Annotated in this window: 16 protein-coding genes; 11 read left to right on the forward strand and 5 right to left on the reverse strand. The window is 75.0% G+C overall.

The annotated features are described in order from the left end of the window. Window positions 1-46: 46 nt before the first annotated feature. Window positions 47-1195 carry a M48 family metalloprotease gene (locus DPM19_RS25240; protein ID WP_158566885.1) on the reverse strand — a complete coding sequence of 383 codons (1149 nt, stop codon included), beginning with the start codon at window positions 1193-1195 and terminating at the stop codon, window positions 47-49. 183 nt (window positions 1196-1378) lie between these two features. On the opposite strand from DPM19_RS25240, the gene DPM19_RS25245 reads away from it, so the two are divergent. The 4 genes from DPM19_RS25245 to DPM19_RS25260 all read left to right on the forward strand — a co-directional run bounded on the left by DPM19_RS25245 (window position 1379) and on the right by DPM19_RS25260 (window position 7494). Continuing rightward, window positions 1379-5125: a caspase family protein gene (locus tag DPM19_RS25245; protein WP_267900915.1), complete on the forward strand. Its 3747-nt coding sequence runs from the start codon at window positions 1379-1381 to the stop codon at window positions 5123-5125. Between the two features lie 92 nt (window positions 5126-5217). Continuing rightward, complete coding sequence (locus tag DPM19_RS25250) at window positions 5218-6054, forward strand: SDR family oxidoreductase (protein ID WP_111870508.1); 837 nt, start codon at window positions 5218-5220, stop codon at window positions 6052-6054. Between the two features lie 148 nt (window positions 6055-6202). Then, window positions 6203-6469 (forward strand): WhiB family transcriptional regulator, encoded by a 267-nt coding sequence (locus DPM19_RS25255; RefSeq protein ID WP_325050283.1) that lies wholly within the window; start codon window positions 6203-6205, stop codon window positions 6467-6469. Next, on the forward strand, window positions 6466-7494 hold the full coding sequence (locus DPM19_RS25260) for a S1C family serine protease (RefSeq protein ID WP_199485274.1): 1029 nt from the start codon (window positions 6466-6468) through the stop codon (window positions 7492-7494). The genes DPM19_RS25255 and DPM19_RS25260 overlap by 4 nt, the downstream gene beginning before the upstream one ends. 4 nt (window positions 7495-7498) lie before the next feature. On the opposite strand, the gene DPM19_RS25265 is transcribed toward DPM19_RS25260, so the two are convergent. Together DPM19_RS25265 and DPM19_RS25270 are read right to left on the reverse strand one after the other, a co-directional pair. Continuing rightward, window positions 7499-7984: a DUF3515 domain-containing protein gene (locus DPM19_RS25265; protein ID WP_233510734.1), complete on the reverse strand. Its 486-nt coding sequence runs from the start codon at window positions 7982-7984 to the stop codon at window positions 7499-7501. Window positions 7985-7992: 8 nt separating this feature from the next. Beyond that, complete coding sequence (locus tag DPM19_RS25270) at window positions 7993-8226, reverse strand: Lrp/AsnC ligand binding domain-containing protein (RefSeq protein WP_111870509.1); 234 nt, start codon at window positions 8224-8226, stop codon at window positions 7993-7995. 83 nt (window positions 8227-8309) lie between these two features. On the opposite strand from DPM19_RS25270, the gene DPM19_RS25275 reads away from it, so the two are divergent. From DPM19_RS25275 to DPM19_RS25290, 4 genes are all read left to right on the forward strand, one after another. Next, entirely contained in the window at window positions 8310-9236 is a 927-nt protein-coding gene (locus DPM19_RS25275; RefSeq protein WP_111870606.1) for a thiamine-phosphate kinase, read from the forward strand. Window positions 9237-9315: 79 nt separating this feature from the next. Continuing rightward, window positions 9316-9891 (forward strand): cellulose binding domain-containing protein, encoded by a 576-nt coding sequence (locus DPM19_RS25280; RefSeq protein WP_146778985.1) that lies wholly within the window; start codon window positions 9316-9318, stop codon window positions 9889-9891. A 25-nt stretch (window positions 9892-9916) separates the two neighbouring features. Then, window positions 9917-10726 (forward strand): bifunctional hydroxymethylpyrimidine kinase/phosphomethylpyrimidine kinase, encoded by an 810-nt coding sequence (gene thiD / locus DPM19_RS25285; protein ID WP_111870511.1) that lies wholly within the window; start codon window positions 9917-9919, stop codon window positions 10724-10726. Between the two features lie 60 nt (window positions 10727-10786). Next, window positions 10787-11860: an SCO2583/SCO2584 N-terminal domain-containing protein gene (locus DPM19_RS25290; protein WP_146778986.1), complete on the forward strand. Its 1074-nt coding sequence runs from the start codon at window positions 10787-10789 to the stop codon at window positions 11858-11860. Between the two features lie 55 nt (window positions 11861-11915). On the opposite strand, the gene rpmB is transcribed toward DPM19_RS25290, so the two are convergent. Continuing rightward, window positions 11916-12110, reverse strand: a complete 195-nt coding sequence (gene rpmB, locus DPM19_RS25295; RefSeq protein WP_111870513.1) for a 50S ribosomal protein L28 — start codon at window positions 12108-12110, stop codon at window positions 11916-11918. Between the two features lie 311 nt (window positions 12111-12421). Here rpmB and DPM19_RS25300 point away from each other — a divergent pair, with 311 nt between their 5' ends. Beyond that, the gene (locus DPM19_RS25300) at window positions 12422-14002 is read left to right on the forward strand and encodes a DAK2 domain-containing protein (protein WP_111870514.1); all 1581 of its coding nucleotides are present in this window, start codon (window positions 12422-12424) and stop codon (window positions 14000-14002) included. Window positions 14003-14113: 111 nt separating this feature from the next. Here DPM19_RS25300 and DPM19_RS25305 read toward each other — a convergent pair whose 3' ends face one another. After that, entirely contained in the window at window positions 14114-14395 is a 282-nt protein-coding gene (locus DPM19_RS25305; RefSeq protein ID WP_111870515.1) for a hypothetical protein, read from the reverse strand. A 181-nt stretch (window positions 14396-14576) separates the two neighbouring features. Here DPM19_RS25305 and recG point away from each other — a divergent pair, with 181 nt between their 5' ends. Then, window positions 14577-16778 (forward strand): ATP-dependent DNA helicase RecG, encoded by a 2202-nt coding sequence (gene recG / locus DPM19_RS25310; RefSeq protein ID WP_111870516.1) that lies wholly within the window; start codon window positions 14577-14579, stop codon window positions 16776-16778. A gap of 172 nt (window positions 16779-16950) precedes the next feature. Beyond that, window positions 16951-17835 (forward strand): HEAT repeat domain-containing protein, encoded by an 885-nt coding sequence (locus DPM19_RS25315; RefSeq protein WP_111870517.1) that lies wholly within the window; start codon window positions 16951-16953, stop codon window positions 17833-17835. Window position 17836: the final 1 nt, after the last annotated feature.

The following is a 17836-nucleotide window of genomic DNA, read 5'->3' on the forward strand; positions in this document are numbered from 1 at the left end:
CAGGAATCCCCCTTACCCCCTGCAAAACGGCCGAACCGCCCCGCGGTCAGGCCGGGAGGTCGGGAAGGGTGCGGCGGAGCCGCTGGGCGCGGTCGGGGATGGTCGCGCGCGAACGCCGCGCCGGACCGTACTCGCCGACGTCGATGCGCCGCTCCAGCAGGGCGAGCAGATCCGGGCCCAGCCCCAGCGCGGCCGCGGCCCGGTCGGCGGCGTACTCCGCGCGGGGGCCGGTCATCCCGGCCAGGCGCAGCCCCGCGAACGCGACGGCACCCGGGACGGCCGCGGCCACGGACACCACCGCCGCCAGCACGGCCAGCAGCCCGACCCCCACGTACCCGGCCGGGGTGCCCCAGCGGCGCGCTCCCCGATGCGCCGCGCGGACCGACCACCGGGCGCCGCGACCGGCCCGCTCCATCGCCCGGACCGGCGCCAGCAGCACCGCGTACCCGAACTCCAGGACCCGGGACGGCCCGGCCAGCCGGTGCCCCAGCTCGTGGGCGAGCACCGCCGCCAGCTCACCCGGCTCCAGCTCGCCCGCGGCGTGGGAGGTGACCGTCACGATCCCGCCGCCGGTCGACCCGGCGTTCAGCTCGGCGGAGTCGACCACCAGCAGCGGGTGGCGGCCCTGATCCTGCCCGGCCCGGTCGAGCACCGCCCGCCAGGGGTCGCGCAGCCGCCCGGCCTCCGTGTCGGTGGGAACCCGGCACCCGTACAGCGGGACGGCCAGCGCCCGCCGCACCCCCGCCAGGAGGTACAGCGGGGCGGGCAGCCACCAGACGGCCACCAGCACCAGCGGGGCGAGCGGCCACAGCAGGTACGCGACGTACGCCGGTGGACCCACCACCAGCCCGGCCGCCACCGCCACCGGAACCAGCCCGGCGTACGCGAGCGCGCCACCGCGCCCCCGCTCCGCCGTGCGGCGGCCGGCTCCGCCCGGCGAACCGGGCTTGGCCGGCGCGGTGCCCGACGGGTCGGCCCCGGCCACCAGGACGTCCGGTGGGCCGGGCGTGGCCGGCGGCTTGCTCTGGGGGCCGGGCGTGGCCGGCGGTGCGTCTGGTGGGCCGGGTGTGGCCGGCGGCGTGTCCTGGGGACCGGGCGTGGCCGGCGGTGCGTCCGCAGGGCCGGGCTTGGCCGCCGAGGTGCCCGGTGCGCCGGGTTCGGCCGGATCGGCGTGCCGGTCGGGCGGTTCGCGCAACGGGGACGCCTCCGGGTGCGAGGGGGTGTGAGGGGAACGAGCTGAGGCCAGAGATAACCGGAGGACGCCCGCCGCGTCAACGCGCCGCATCCGGCCGCCTCACGAACCCGCAACGAGCCCGCATTTTCCGGTACGGATGGGTTTTACTCGGTGGCAGAGGGCGACGGCACGGGGTGGGTGGTCGTGACACGGCGGGCGTTGAGTGTCGGGGTGGGTTCGTTCGGCGGCCGTCGGGACGCCCTGCCGTTCGCCCCCGAACTGGCGGAACGGCTCCGCACGGCGCTGGGCGCGCTCGGCTACGAGTGCACCGAGCCGGCCCCGCTGACCGGCGAGGACCTGGGCACCGCGGTACACCAGACGATCTCCGCCGCCGCCCCCGACGACGTCCTGGTGATCCACGTGATCTCGCACGGCCAGACCGCCGACGGCACCGGCCGGCTGTACGTCGTCGGCCCCGACGGCCGCCACCACCCGCTGGGCGACGTGGAGTCCTGGCTGGCCGCCATCGAGGACCACGGCTCCCGGCCGCCGACCCTGTTCCTGCTCGACGTCTGCCAGGCCGGGCAGGCGGCCAGGCTGCCCTGGCAGGGCCTGCGCGGGGACGGCTCGAACCGCGCCTGGGTGCTCGGCGCGGCCGCCCCGGGCCGGTCCGCCTACGACGGCCGGCTGACCCGGGCGCTGGTGCACGTCCTGGAGGCGCTCGGCCGCGGCGAGCTCGACATCGACCCGGCACTGGAACACGCCCCGTTCACCGCGGTGGCGCGGGCGGTGCGGCTGGAGGTCGACCGGCTCACCGCGGCCGACGACGGCGACTCCCAGCAGGTCACCGGCAGCCTGCTGGACGTCACGGCCGACCCGCCCGACCTGCCGTTCTTCCCCAACCCCGCCTACCCGCCCAGCCCCGCCCGGCGGGCCCGGGCCGAGGTGGACGCCGCGGTCGCCCCGTTCCTCGACGACGTCGACGAGGCGCTGGACGCCGCCCACTTCTACGAGCGCGCCTCCGGCCACCGGGCGGCCGGCTCCGGCGCCGCCGGGTGCTTCAGCGGCCGGCGGGCGGAACTGCGCACCCTGGTGCCCTGGCTGGTCGGGCACGGGACGGGCGCGCTGCGGGTGGTGACCGGCAGCCCCGGTGTGGGCAAGTCGGCGCTGCTGGGCGTGCTGGTCTGCGCCGCGCACCCCCGGCTGCGGTCGGCGACCAAAGAGGTCTGGAACCGGATCGAGCAGGCCCCCTGGCAACTCGACCGGCTGGCCGCGGTGCACGCCCGGCAGCGCGGGCTCGCCGAGATCACGGCCTCGGTGGGGCGCCAGCTCGGCCTGCCGGCCACCTCGCCTGCCGACCTGACCAGAGCGCTGGCCGGCCTGCCGGAGGCACCGGCCGTCGTGCTGGACGCGCTGGACGAGGCCGACCACCCGGTCGAGGTGCTGGCCGACCTGCTGCTCCCGCTGGCCGCGGCACTCCGCCCCGACGGCTCCCCGGCCTGCCGGCTGCTGGTCGGCACCCGGCCCTGGGGTTTCGAGGAACTGCTGGACCTCGCCCGGACCGGCGACGGCCTGCTCGACCTCGACCAGGTCGACCGGGGCGTGCTCCGCGGCGAGCTGGAGACCTACGTCTCCGAGCTGCTCCGCGCCCACCCCGGCTACCTCGACGCCGGGGCGGTCCGCGGCGCCTTCGCCGCCGAGGTCGCCAAGACCCTCGCCGCCCCGCCCGCCGAGGGCGAGGAGCGCTGGGGCGAGTTCCTGGTCGCCGGCCTGTACACCCAGCATTTCGCCACCGACGGCGCCGAAGCCGAGACCGACCCGGTGCGCGCCGCCGCCACCGGCCGCCGGGTCCCGCGCACCCTGCCCCAGGTCTTCGAGCTCGACCTGGGCGGCCACACCGGCACCCCCTGGTTGCGCCCCGTGCTGACCGCCCTCGCCTTCGCCCGCGGCGAGGGCATGCCCGCCACCGTCGCCGCCCGCTGCGCGCCGCTCTTCGGCGCCGAGTTCGCCCGCCTCCCGTCACCGGCGGCGCCGAAGCCGCTGAGCCGGTCCGCCGTACGGATCACGACGGTGAGGGCTCTGGTGGAGTGGCTGGAGGACTCCTCCCTCGGCGAAGCCCTGAACCTGCTGGACCGGCGGGCGGTGTCGTATTCCGTACCGTGGCCCGGCCTGCTGTACGAGAAGCTGGGCCTCGCCGCGGAACACGGCGAGAAGGACCTCTTCCATGTCCTGCGCACCGCCCGGATCCGGCTCCCGCCCGCGGACGGTGCGGGCAAGTTCAGGTCCACCTCGGTGGACGGCCGCGTACATGTGGTGGCGTACAGCAGGCCATCGACGCGCGGATCCCGGACGATGACCTTCGCCGAACTGGCGGCGGCCTGGCCCGACAGGTCCTGGTCACTGATGGTCGACCAGGACAGCGACCACGAGATCCGGCTCGGTCCCGGGGCCGTCGAGCTGCTGGGGGCCGCCCAGCGGATGGTCGCGGAGATGCCGGCCCGCGGGCCGGTGGACGCCGGAGACGCCCCCGCCGACGCCCCAGCGGGAAGGGCTGCCCGCTGGCTCAAATACGCCGCACCGGGTCCTGCGGCGGGCCCGGCGAGCGACCCCCGCGCCGACCCGCCCGCGGAGGACGTTCCTTTCATCGCCTCGGCGGTTCCGGCCCCCGCCGAGGTGAGCGCGGCGTTGGCGGCGGCGCGGTTCTACCTGCGGCGTTCCACGGACACCGACGGGACGACGCTGTACCGGCTGTTCCATGCCGGTCTCGCCGAGCACCTGCGCGGGCGGGCCGCGGGCGGGTCCGCCGCGGAGAGCGCCCTGCTCGATGCGCTGCTCGCCCCGCTCTCCTCCAGTCCGCCGTCCGTCTCGGCCCCCGCGGACTGGGCCCCCGCGGGCTCCGCTCCTGTCGGCCCCGCGCCCGCCCGCGCCGTCACCTCCTGGCCCCGCCGCCGCTGGGACCTGGCCGAGCCGTACGTCCTGCGGCACGCCGCCGAGCACGCCACCCTGGCGGACCGCCTGCCCGACCTCCTCGGTGACGTGGAGTTCCTGCTCCGCGCCGACGGCTTGGCGGAACTCCCGGAACGGGACTGGCCGGACGGGGATCTGCGGAGCCTGTTCCTCTGGGCCTGGCGCGTCCCGCCGCCCCGCCGCCGTTCCCTGCTGGCCCTCCACGCGGTCCGGTGGGGCCGGTACGACCTGGCCTCGCTCCTGGACACGCCGCCCGGGGCGCCCCCGCTCACCTGGCGACCGTGGTGGGCCGCCGTGCCCCGGGACAGGGATCCGCGGAGGAACAGCGCGTACATGCCCGGCCCGGTCGTCCCGACGGGTGTGGTGCGGGTGGGGAAGGAACACGCCGTCGTGGCGCCGCACGGCAAGGGCTGGGTGGTCGCGCTCTCGCTGCAGACGGCCGAACTGCTCGGAGAGCTACGGACCGGCGGGGTTCCGGTGACCGAGATCGAGCCGGGGATGCTGGGCGACCGGCCGGCGGTGCTGCTGCGGCGGGGCGAGGAGTCGCCCTGGCTGTGGGACGTCCCGGCCGGGCGGATCGAGATTCCGGCCGCGCCGAGCGGGACACCGCCCCGGCAGGTCGGTGTGACGGTGGTGGTCGGTGTCCATCCGGTGACGGTGACCGGCAATCCCGACGGCACGCTGTCGTGGCGGAGCATGGCGGACGACCGGATCAGCCACGACACCCCGGCACATCAGGGCACGGTGCGGGCGGTGACCGGCGGCCGGGTGGACGGTCGGACCGTCGTCCTCACGGGAGGGGACGACGGCGTCGTCCGGGTCTGGGACGCGGTGTCCCGCCGGCAACTGGACCGGATCGACCAGTATTTTCCGGTCGGTGCGCTGGAGCTCACTCCGGACGGGTACCTGGTGGTGACCATCGGGGACGAGGTGATCTGCTTCCGGTACGCCGGCGCCGCCCGCCGGAACCGGGAAGGGTACTGAGCCGGAACACCGCTCGCCGCGAGGTTGACCTCGACCTTGCTTGAGGTCGCAGGCTGGTCCCCGACGGGACGGCGAGCGGAAGGGGAGATCCGATGATCCTGGTGACAGGGGCGACCGGCAGGGTGGGACGGAACGTCGTGGCGGAGCTGGCGGCGGCGGGAGAGCGGGTGCGGGCGCTGGTCCGCGATCCGGGCCGGGCCGCGCCGCCCGAGGGCGTCGAGGTCGTGCGCGGGGACCTCGCCGACCCGGACTCGCTGCGCCCGGCGCTGGCCGGGGTCGACGCGGTGTTCCTGGTCTGGCCGACCCTCGCGGCCGACCACGCCGCGGCCGGATCGCTCAAGGTGATCGCCGAGCACGCCCGGCGGATCGTGTACCTGTCGGCGCTCGGCGTCCCCGCCGAACCGGGCGGGTCCATCCTCGGGTCGCACACGATGATGGAGCGGCTGATCGAGGCGTCCGGCCTGGAGTGGACCTTCCTGCGGCCCAGCGGGTTCGCGGCCAACACCCTGATGTGGGCGGACGAGATCCGCTCCGCGGGTGCCGTCCGGTGGGTGCACGCGGCGGCGGCGCGGTCGCTGATCCACGAGCGGGACATCGCGGCCGTGGGCGCCCGCGTGCTGACCGGGGCCGGGCACGGCGGGCGCGGTTACGGCCTGACCGGCCCGCAGGCCCTGACCCAGGCCGAGCAGGTGCGCCTGATCGGGGAGGCGACCGGCCGCCCGGCCCGCTTCGAGGAGATCACTCCGGCGGAGGCGCGGTCGATGCTGGTCACCGTCATGCCGCCCGCGACGGTGGACGAGATCCTCGCGGCGCACGCGGCCATGGCGGCGAACCCGGAGCCGGTCACCGCCACGGTCGGGGAACTCACCGGGGCCCCGGCGCGCACGTTCCGGGAGTGGGCGCGCGACCACGCCGCGGACTTCCGTTGAGCGGCCGCGGAGAAGCCGCCGGAAAGTAAACGAAGTCCGTTGTTCCGGGCTAGATGTATCCGACCTCGCAAGCAGCCGGAATGGGGGACGCGACACCGGGCACGGGGGGCACAGCCGAGCCCGATCTTCCGTCCCTGAGGTGTACCGGATGTCCACTACCGACCTCCGCCACGCGGACCTCTCGGCCGCCTGGATGGCCTGGGCGGCGTGCCGCACGGAGGACCCCGAACTGTTCTTCCCCGTCGGCACGCTGCGCCCCGCCGAGGAGCAGACCCGCCGGGCGGCGGAGGTCTGCCGGGGCTGTCCCGTCCGCGTGGAGTGCCTGGACTACGCGCTGGCGACCAGGCAGCGGCACGGCGTCTGGGCCGGGACCACCGGCGAGGAGCGCGACCGCCTGTACCGGCGGGCTCGTTGACCGGGCGGGTCGCGGCGCCGTGGCGCCTGGCGCTGCCGGTGCTGTTCTGCACGCTCGCGCTGCTGGTCGCCGGCGGGTGCATCGGGGAGGAGACCGCAACCGAGACGGGGGCGACCGCGGGCGCCCGCCAGGACGGGGAGTGGCCGGGCGTCGTCACCGCGCTCCAGCCCTCGGTGGTCACCATCCTGACCTCCTCCGGCAGCGGCAGCGGCGTCGTCTACCGGGACGGCGGCGTGATCGTCACCAACGAGCACGTGGTCCGCGGCGCCCGGAAGGTGCAGGTGGCGCTGGCTGACGGCAGCCGGATCGGCGGGAAGGTCGCCGCGGCCGACCGGTCGACCGACCTCGCGGTGGTCCGGGCCGACCGCACCGACCTGCCGCCCGCCACGTTCCAGTCCGCGCTGCCCCAGGTGGGGGAGGACGTGGTCGCGATCGGCAGCCCGCTCGGCTTCGAGGGCAGCGTGACGGCCGGCATCATCTCCGGGCTGGCCCGCCAGATCCCCGGGTCGGCGCGCGAGACCCGGTCGCTGGTCGACCTGATCCAGACCGACGCCGCCATCTCCCCGGGCAACTCCGGCGGCGCGCTGGCCAACGCCAAGGGCGAGATCATCGGGATCAACGAGGCGTACCTGCCGCCCGCGACGGGCGCGGTGTCGATCGGCTTCGCCATTCCCGCCCGCACGGTGGTGGACACCGTCGACGAACTGCTGACCACCGGCCGCGCCGACCACGCCTACCTGGGCGTCGTCCCGGGCCGGCTCACCCCGCAGATCGCCGAGGCGTTCGGCGTCGGGGTCGAGCGGGGCATCGTCGTGACGGAGGCCACCCGGGGCGGCCCGGCCGCGAAGGCGGGCATCGCCCGCGGTGACGTCATCACCCGGATCAGCGACCGCCGCATCACCTCCGTGGAGGACCTGCTGGGCGCCCTGCAGTCGCACGACCCGGGCGACACCGTCCCGGTCACCCTGCACCGCGGCGGCCGGACCATCACGGCGAACGTCAAGCTCGGCGACCTCCCCAGCTGACCGCTCAGATGCGGCCCTCGGGGAGTTCGGGGACGGTGGTTTTGATCGCGTCCCCGAGTTCCACCAGGACGTCGCCGGCCGGGTGGTACCTGGGTGGGACGGTCACCTCCACGTACGCCTGGCGGCCGACCGCGGTGAAGGTGACCGGCCGGCCGGGGGGCTGGGGGAACCAGTTGACCCCGTTCACCGTGACGAGCTGGGAGGTGGGCCGCAGCAGGGGCGGCCGGGGCACCCCGCAGCGCAGTGCGATCGCGGGCGTGCCCCAGGCGGCGGTGCGGGGCGACTCGGGTTCGACGTCGCGGCGCTCCTGCCCGTGCACCCGGGCGGGCAGCCGGAGACCGGCGCACAGCCGGGCCGCCGCCGGGTCGGGGGAGGTGTCGGGCACCTGGACGGCCCCGGCGCCGCACCCCGCCGGCAACCCGGCGAGCAGCGGGGCCAGGGCGAGGACGGCCAGGCCGCGGCCGAGCCGTCCGGTCGGATGGGGCGCCACGCAGGGTCCTAGATGTGCACGATCGGGCAGGTGAGGGTGCGGGTGATGCCCTCGACGGTCTGGATCTGCGCGACGACCAGCTTGCCGAGTTCGTCGACGTTGCGCGCCTCGGCCCGGACGATCACGTCGTAGGGCCCGGTCACGTCCTCCGCCTGGGCCACGCCGGTGATGCCGCGGATCTCGCCGGCCACATCGGCGGCCTTGCCGACCTCTGTCTGGATGAGGATGTAGGCCTGCACCATCACGTCCTCCCCGGGCGGAGAAAGTTTCGTCGAACGGTCACCGTACCGTGGATCCTGAACACTGTCCCCGGCGGAGGTGCCCCATCACTATCGGAGATTTGGGCGAGTTCGGGCTCATTGCCGGTATCACTCAGCGTCTCACATCGGGTCCGTCGGTGGCACTGGGCCCCGGTGACGACGCCGCCGTGGTGAACGCCCCGGACGGCCGGGTGGTGGCCACCACCGACCTCCTGGTGGAGGGGCGGCACTTCCGGCTCGACTGGTCCGGGCCCTACGACATCGGCCGCAAGGCGGCGGCGCAGAACCTGGCCGACGTGGTGGCGATGGGCGCCCGCCCGACCGCGCTGCTGGTCGGGTTCGGCGCGCCCGCGCACACCGCGGTCGAGTGGGCGCAGACGCTGGCCGACGGGCTGCGCGACGAGTGCGACCTGGTCGGGGCCTCGGTGGCCGGCGGCGACGTGGTGCGCGCCGGCTCCGTCGTGCTGGCGATCACCGCGCTCGGCGACCTCGGCGGGCGCCGCCCGCTCACCCGGTCGGGGGCCCGCCCGGGCGACGTCGTCGCCGTCCGGGGCAGGCTGGGATACGCGGCGGCCGGGCTGGCGCAACTGCTCGCCGGCGGCGCGTGCGATCCCGAACTGGTCGACGCCCACCGCCGGCCGCGCCCGCCGTACGAGGCCGGCACGGAGGCGGCCGAGCACGGTGCGACCGCGCTGCTGGACGTCAGCGACGGGCTCGTCCAGGATCTTGGTCACATCGCGGCGGCGAGCGGTGTGCGGATCGAACTGGACGGGGCCGCGCTGCCGGTGCCCGCGCGGCTGGGCCCCGACGGGCGGCACCACGTGCTGACCGGCGGTGAGGACCACGCCTTCGCTGGAACGTTCCCGCAGGCCACTCGGCTACCGGACGGCTGGCGGGCGATCGGACGGGTGGCCGAGGGCACCGGGGTGCTGGTCGACGGGGCCGAGTACGGTCGCGGCGGCTGGGACCACTTCCCTGACAAGAACGGATAATTCCCGTCCCCGCGTTACTCGTCTTGTGGGCGTGCTTGGTGCTGTTTTGATATACCTTCCTGTGATCGAAGAGGACGGGATGGGACGACACACCAAGCTTGCGGACGAGGCCGACCTTGTACCCGAGGTCGAGGAGCCTCCGGCGAAGCGGCGGCTGGGCTGGCTGCTCTCGCTGCCACTGCTGCCGATCACCGCGTTGATCGTTGCCGTCGGCGTCGTGGTGGCCGCGGTCAGCACCTCGCAGATCTCGCTGAACTTCGCGGGCGGCACACCGGCTCAGAACCAGCCCCGGGCCGACGCCCAGGACGACGGCGCGGCCCGTGGCGCGAACGAGCGGACCAGCCGGAACACCCGCAAGGGCCTCCTGGTCGCCTTCCGCGCCACCCGGCGCCTCGAAACCGGCTTCGAGGGCACGGTCACGATCGCCAACCACGGCGCGAAGCCGGTGGACGGCTGGACCCTCGCCTTCAAGATCCCCAATGCCAAGGTGCTGTCGGTCAGCAACGCCGTCCTGGTCAAGACCGGCACGGTGGCGACCCTGCGCGGCGGGGCCATCCAGCCCGGCCAGCGCGTCCGGATCGGCTTCGTGGCCCAGGGCGCGGCCAGCAAGCCCTCCGCCTGCCTGATCAACCGCACCCGCTGCGTCCTGGCCTGATCCCGAGGCCTCTAACCTGGGCGGTATGACCCCTCCGCTCGCGCTGACCGTGGCCGGTTCCGACTCCGGCGGCGGCGCCGGCATCCAGGCCGACCTCAAGACGATGCTGGCCCTCGGCGTGCACGGGATGAGCGTGGTCGCCGCGGTGACCGCGCAGAACTCGCTGGGCGTCCAGGGCTACTGGGAACTGCCGCCCGAGGCGGTGCGCGCCCAACTCGACTCGGTGCTCTCCGACATCGGGGCCGACGCGGTCAAGACCGGGATGCTCGCCTCGTCCGCGCTGGTCGAGACGGTCGCCGAGGTGCTGGCCGGGGTGACCGCCCCGGTGGTGGTCGATCCGGTCGGGGTGTCCAAGCACGGCGATCCACTGCTCGCCCCCGAGGCCGTCGGCGCGGTCCGCACCGCGCTGCTGCCCGTCGCCACCGTCGCCACCCCCAACCTGTGGGAGGTCGAGCAGCTCACCGGGGTCAAGGTGGTCGACGAGAGCGGGCTGCACGAGGCCGCCGAGGCCGTGCTGGCGCTCGGCCCGCGCTGGGCGCTGATCAAGGGCGGGCACCTGCCGGGCGCGCCGGTGGACCTGCTGTCCGACGGCACCACCGAGTACCGCTTCGCCGCCGAGCGGCACGACAACCGGCACACCCACGGCACGGGCTGCACGCTGGCTTCCGCGATCGCGTCCCACCTGGCCCGGGGCGAGGACGTGGTGACAGCGGTCCGGCTGGCCAAGGAGTACGTGACGGGGGCGATTGCGGCGGGCTTCCCGCTGGGTTCCGGGATCGGTCCGGTCGATCATGGCTGGCGGTCGCGCGAATCCCGGCTGAACTTCCCGGAATAACGGGGGAAAGCTGATCATTTCTGGCATTCTGCCCCTGGCCACGCGTGGTGCTGGCCTCTGGTGGAAAGGCAGGCCGGGGTGGCCGACGAGAAGTTCCCCGATGATCAGATGCTGGACGAGGATTTCATCCGGGGCGCGTCCATCTTCGAACCGTCCGCGCGGGAACGCGCCAAACGACCCGGCCCGCTGACCCGGCTGCGGGCCGCCCGCGCCGCGCGGCGCCGCCGCCGGGAGATGGTCCGGCAGTGGCGGTCACCGGAGTACCGGACCGGCCCGAAGCAGGTGCTGACCGGGCTGCTGGTCGTCGTCGTGGCGGTGGGGGTCCTGGTCGCCCTGATGTGGCTGCGACCCCCCGCAGGCGGCCGGTCCACCTCGGACGCCGCACCGGAGGCGAACGCGAACCCGAACTCGAACCCGTACGCGCCGCCGCCCGAGGCCCCGTTCCGCGGGTCGCCCGCGGAGAAGTACGCCGACAACGCCGCCGGCATCCGGCTGCCCCAGGCCCGGGCCGCCGCGGGCTTCACCGCCACCGAGGTGCGGCACCGGCTGGAGATGACCAAGGGCGTGCTCGGCTCGATGCATCTGGAGCGGGAGGTCTGGGGCGGCGCCCGCCCCAAGCTGCTCTTCGACCTCACCGACCCGAAGAGCCCCGGACTGCTGGCGAAGATGCGGCGGGCGTTCGACCGGCCGTCGGAGAAGAACAACCCGCTCCACTACGCGGTCCGCTTCGACCCCCAGCGGGCGAAGGTGCACGGACCGGTGGTGAAGGTGCACGGCACCACGACCTATCGGGCCGTCCGAGCGGGTCAGCTGCGGGTGCACGTGGACTACCTGTTCGTCTACGCGGTACGGCCGGCCGCCGGAGGCGACCTGGCCAGGGTGGTCGTCCGGCGCACGATGGACGTCGACTTCTACGACCCCGAGCGCTTCCAGGTCACCTTCGGCAAGCTGGTGGTCACCAGCACCGACTCGAGTGCCGCCGGGGCCGAGTGCGGCTGGGACGAGGGGTGGCTGCGTCCGTACTTCGGTTCCCCGGCCAGCGGGCCGCAGGCCACCGGAGCGCCCGTCGACCCCTATGACATGTCCCGCAAGGCGGTCGAGGAAGAGGGATGCGCCGAGGCCACCCGGGTCTGACCCCGGGCATGGCGAAGGGCCGGTGCGCAGGCACCGGCCCTTGGTGGTGCTCGGCTTAGACGGTCGGGCGGACGACCTTGCCGGCCTTGATGCACGAGGTGCAGGCGTTGATGCGCTTGGTCGTGCCGTTGACCACCGCGCGGACGCGCTGGATGTTGGGGTTCCAGCGGCGCGGGGTGCGGCGGTGCGAGTGGGAGACGCGCATGCCGAACCCGGGTCCCTTGCCGCAGACGTCGCAAACGGAAGCCACGGGAAACTCCAAGTGGTGTCGAGAAACGTGGTCGCGGTGCCCGGCCGTTCGGCGGGCGCTCGCGAAAAACGCCCCTCACGGGACGTGTCGAATCAGGGTAGCCGATCGCGCGGTGACTAGGCGAATCAACCGCCCGCATCACCGGCCGCGCCCCGGCCTCAGCGCCGGCTCCGTCGCCAGCCCTGTCGCCAGCCCTGTCGCCAGCCCTGTCGCCAGCCCTGTCACTAGCCCTGCCACGGACCCTGTCACCCGCCCCATAGCGCGGGCGCGACCGGCGCACCATAATCTCCCGGGCACGACGGGAGGTGGGCGTGAGCGGTGTTCTCGACGTCCTCGACGCGGTGGCGCTGCGCCGGTGGGCAGGGCTGGCGGCCGAGGCGCTGGGCCGGACCAGGGGCGAGATCGACGCCATCAACGTGTTCCCGGTCGCCGACGGCGACACCGGCACCAACCTGCACCTCACCGTGCGCGCCGCTGCGGAGGCGGCCGGCGAGCTGCCCCCGGGCGCCGGGACGGCGGCGGTCTGGCAGGCCCTCGCCCGGGGCGCCCTGCTGGGTGCCCGGGGCAACTCCGGGGTGATCCTCAGCCAGGTGTTCCGCGGGCTGGCGGAGTCCACCGGCGGGCCGGCCGACGGCGCCGCGCTCTCGGCCGCGCTGCGGCACGCCGCCGGGCTGGCCCGCGAGGCCGTCGAGCACCCGGTGGAGGGGACGATCCTCAGCGTCCTCCAGGCCGCCGCCGCGGAGTGCGAGCGGGCCGGCCCGGACCTGGCCGCTGTGGCACGGGCCGCCGCGGCCGGGGCCCGCCGGGCGCTGCGCCGCACCACCGGGCAGCTCGACGCGCTGGCCCGCAGCGGGGTGGTGGACGCGGGCGCGGCGGGGTTGTGCGTGGTGCTCGACGCGCTGGCCGCGGTGGTCACCGCGGAGTTCCCGGAACGCTACGAGGTACCGGCCCGCACGCTGTCCCCGGCGCCCCTGGGCCCGCCGGCCGGCCCCGGCTACGAGGTGATGTACCTCTTGGACGCCCCGGACCGGGCGATCCCCGCGCTGCGCGAGGCGCTCGACCGGCTCGGCGACTCGCTCGTGGTGGTCGGCGGCGGCGGGCTGTGGAACGTCCACGTCCACGTCGACGACGCGGGCGCCGCGATCGAGGCCGGGCTCGCGGCCGGCCGGGCGCACCGCATCCGGGTGTCCTACCTCCAGGCCGCCGCCGGGGAGGCGGGCCGGCCGCCCTGCACCGGCCGGGGCGTGGTGGCGGTCACCGCGGCCGGCGGGCTGGCGGCGCTGTTCGAGGAGGCCGGCGCCCGGGTGGTCCGCCGGGAGCCGGGCGCGGTCCCCTCGGTGGCGGTGTTGCTGGAGGCGATGCTCGCGGCCGGGGACGAGGTGGCGGTGCTGCCCAACGGGCCCGACGTGCTCGCGGTGGCCGAGGCGGCGGCCGAGCGCGCTCGCGACAGCGGGGTGCGGCTGGCCGTGGTGCCGACCCGGGCCTCGGTGCAGGGGCTGGCCGCGCTGGCCGTGCATGACGCGCTGCGCCGGTTCGACGAGGACGTCATCGCGATGACCCGTGCCGCGGGGGCGACCCGGTTCGCCCATCTGGAGATCGCCGGGGCCGAGGCGTTCACCACCGTCGGTGTCTGCCGTCCCGGCGACGTGCTCGGCATGATCGAGGGCGATGTGGCGGTGATCGGCGCCCGTGCGGACGAGGTCGCCTGGTCGGTGCTGGACCGGATGCTGTCCGGCGGCGGCGAGCTCGTCACGATCATCTTCGGTGCCCATGCCCCGCCCGGGCTGGCCGGGGCGTTGGAGGGGCGGTTGCGGGAGGCCCGTCCCGGCGTCGAGGTCGTCGTCTACGCCGGCGGTCAGGAGCGGTGCCCGCTCCTCATCGGGGTCGAGTAGCCCCGGTTTGGTGTGCGGCGCGGGCGGTGGGGGGAACCGCCCGCGCCGCGCGTCATCGGGAGGCGCCCGCCGGGGACGGGCGCCGGCGGGGAGATCCGGCCGGGGGCCGGTTCATGCGGCGAGGCCGAGTACCCGGCGGATGCAGGCGATGGCGCCGTCCAGGTCGGAGGCGGGCGAGATCCGCTGCGCCCAGGCCCACCAGAACCACGACCGGTCGACGATCACGTGCTCCTCGGCGGTGGGAACCTGCGGGTTCAGCACGTGCAGGCTCGGCGGCATGCCGATCGGGGTGGTCAGCCGGCTGTAGATCCCTTCCTCTCCCAGCCGCGAGGCCAGTTCCTCCAGTCGCGCCTCCTCGCTGGAGACGGGTTCCGCCATCACTGTGGTGTCCATCTTTAAACTTCCCCCTGTAGTGATTTAGACCACTCCCTCACCTTGTGCCTACTTTGCCGTCTTATGCAAGTTGAGCCAGGAATCTTTACCTTTGCCCGGTTTTAATGTGGCCACTCGTCGTTCCCACGGCCTCCCGGCAGAGCGGCGGGCGGACGTCACCCGGGCACGGTAGAAAAGGGGCGTGGCGAAACTCGACGAGCCGTTGTACAAGGTCGTGGGTGACCGGACGGCCAAGGTGCTGGTGAAGGGGCTCGACCTGCACACGGTCGGCGACCTGCTGCGCCACTACCCGCGGCGGTACGCCCGGCGCGGCGAGCTGACCGACCTGGTCGGGGTGCAGGACGGCGAGCACGTCACCGTGATGGCCGAGGTGGTCAAGGTGCAGGGGCGGGAGATCCCCCGGCAGCCGGGGTACCTGCTGGAGGTCACCGTCACCGACGGGCGCGGCGAGCTGAAGCTCACCTACTTCGGGCGCAAGGGGGCGTACCGGGCCGAGCGCGAGCTCGCCCCGGGCACCCACGCCCTGTTCTCCGGCAAGGTGACCACCTACCGGCCCCGCGGCGGCCGGGCCCAGCGCCAGCTCGCGCACCCCGAGCACCGGCTGGTCCAGGCCCGGGACGCCGACGCCGCCGCCCGGGAGTTCGCCGAGGAGCTCATCCCCATCTACCCGGCCACCAAGGGCCTGGAGTCGTGGAAGATCGCCGACTGTGTCGAGCTCGTCCTCAAGCACCTCGACCTCGGCCCCGATCCGATGCCCGGGTCCCTGCTGGGCAAGTACGGCTTCGTCGGGCTGAAGGAGGCGTACGGGGGCATCCACCGGCCGCAGGACACCGCCGAGCTGGGCCGCGCCCGCCGGCGCCTCAAGTGGGACGAGGCGTTCGTCCTCCAGGTCGCGCTGGCCCAGCGCCGGCTGGCCGCGGCCGCGCTCCCCGCCCGGCCCCGGGCCCGCGTCGCCGGCGGTCTGCTGGACGAGTTCGACCGGCGGTTGCCGTTCACCCTCACCGAGGGCCAGGTCCGGGTGGGGGAGGAGATCGCCGCGGACCTCGCCCGGGAGCACCCCATGCACCGGCTGCTCCAGGGCGACGTGGGCGCCGGCAAGACGATGATCGCGCTGCGGGCGATGCTCCAGGTGGTGGACGGCGGCGGGCAGGCCGCACTGCTGGCGCCGACCGAGGTGCTGGCCCAGCAGCACCACCGCTCCATCACCAAGATGCTCGGCGAGCTCGCCGAGGCCGGCCGGCTGGGCGGCGCCGACCACGCCACCCGGGTGGAACTGCTGACCGGCTCCCAGGGCGCCAAGGCGCGGCGGGCGGCGCTGCTGGAGGCGGCCTCCGGCGCCGCGGGCATCGTGGTCGGCACCCACGCCCTGCTCCAGGAGCACGTCCAGTTCGCCGACCTGGGCCTGGTCGTGGTGGACGAGCAGCACCGGTTCGGTGTCGAGCAGCGCGACGCGCTGCGCGAGAAGGTGCAGGGCGGGCGCCCGCACGTCCTGGTCATGACCGCCACCCCGATCCCGCGCACGGTCGCGATGACGGTCTTCGGCGACCTGGAGACCTCGGTGCTGGACCAGTTGCCGGCCGGCCGCAGCGAGATCAGCACGCACGTGGTGCCGCCGGAGCTGCCATCCTTCTTCGACCGCGCCTGGCGGCGGATCGCCGAGGAGGCCGCGCAGGGCCGGCAGACCTATGTCGTGTGCCCCCGGATCGGCGGCCAGGAAGGCGACGAGGCCGGGCCGCCACCCGGCGAGCCGGACGGCGAGCCTGCCACCCGCCCGCCGCTGGCCGTGCTCGACCTGCTGCCCCGGCTGGAGCAGGAACTGCTGCCCGGGCTGCGCCTCGGTGTGCTGCACGGCCGGCTGCACCCCGACGAGAAGGACGCGGTGATGCGGAGCTTCGGCGCCGGGGAACTGGACGTCCTGCTCGCCACCACCGTGATCGAGGTCGGGGTGGACGTTCCCAACGCCACCGTCATGGTGATCATGGACGCCGACCGCTTCGGCGTCTCCCAGCTCCACCAGCTCCGCGGCCGGGTCGGCCGGGGCTCGCTGCCGGGCCTGTGCCTGCTGGTCACCGAGGCGGCGATCGGCAGCCGGGCCCGCGAGCGCCTGGACGCGGTGGCCTCCACCACCGACGGCTTCGAGCTCTCCCGGCTCGACCTGGAACAGCGCCGCGAGGGGGACGTCCTGGGAGCCGCCCAGGCCGGGCGCGGGTCCAGCCTGCGGCTGCTCACCCTGCTGCGCGACGAGGAGGTGATCAGGCAGGCCCGCGAGGAGGCCACCGCCCTGGTCGCCGCGGACCCCGACCTCGCCGCCCATCCCGGCCTGGCCGCCGAGCTCACCGCCCTGCTCGACGCCGAGCGCGCCGAGTACCTGGAGAAGGCATAGAATTCCTACTTATTAAGTTGACTAATCGCCGGGGCGCGGTGAACATGGAGAACATGTCGCCGCCGCTGATCGCTCGCCTGCACGTCGACCTTCGCCGGCAGGCCAGCGCCCTGTGTCGCCGTCGCTGATCCCGACCCCGTCCGGACCTCGACGGCCCACAGGAGGCAACGTCATGACCATCGCCCCGCCCGACTCCGCCCACCCGGCCCACCCGGCCCACCTCGACCCCGCCGACCTCGAAGAGCGGCTGCGCCACCCCGACCCGGCGATCAGGCGCTCCGCCGTCGCGCTCGTCGCCGCCACCGCACCGCGCGCCGGCGGGAACGCCCTGGCCTGGGCGCTCGCCGACCCCGACCCCGGAGTCCGCTCCCTGGCCGCCGACGCCCTCGCCGCGGCCCCCGACCTCTACATCGGGGAGGACGGCATCAAGGCGCTGCTGCTGGCCGCCGTCCAGGGCCGCGACTCCCAGGTCCGCCGGACCGCCGCCGACCTGCTCGACACCCTGACCGAGGGCACCCGCGAGCTGTACACCCGGGGACTGGAGGACGGCGAGCCCCACCAGCGGATGCAGGCCGTCCGCGGGCTGGTCGCGCTGCGGGCCGTCGCCCTCGTCGGCGAAGCGGCCGACGACCCCTCCCGGGACGTCCGGGTGGCGGTCGCCGACGGTCTCTCCCGGCTCGCCCTGCCCGCCGGCCTCCCCGCGCTGGAACAGCTCCTCGCCGACCGTGACCCCGTCGTCCGGCTGGCCGCCCTGGACGCCACCGTCGAACTCGGCCTGCCCGAATCGCTGACCGGCCGGGTCGTCACGGCGATCGCCCACCCCAGCTGGCAGGTCCGCAAGCGCGCCGCGGCCGCCCTGGCCGGAGCGTCACCCGAGGTTGCGGTACAGCCGCTGATCCTCGCCCTGCGCGACCGCATCGTCGACGTCCGCCGCACCGCCGTCCTCTCCCTGGAGCAGTGGGCCGCCGACCACCCCGAGGTGGTCACCGCCCTCACCGAGGCCCTCGCCGACCCCGACCCCGGCGTCCGCACCCAGGTCCGCTGGGCCCTCGCCTGAC

Source organism: Actinomadura craniellae, from assembly GCF_003289645.1.
In the GTDB taxonomy this organism is placed as follows: Bacteria; Actinomycetota; Actinomycetes; order Streptosporangiales; family Streptosporangiaceae; genus Actinomadura_D; species Actinomadura_D craniellae.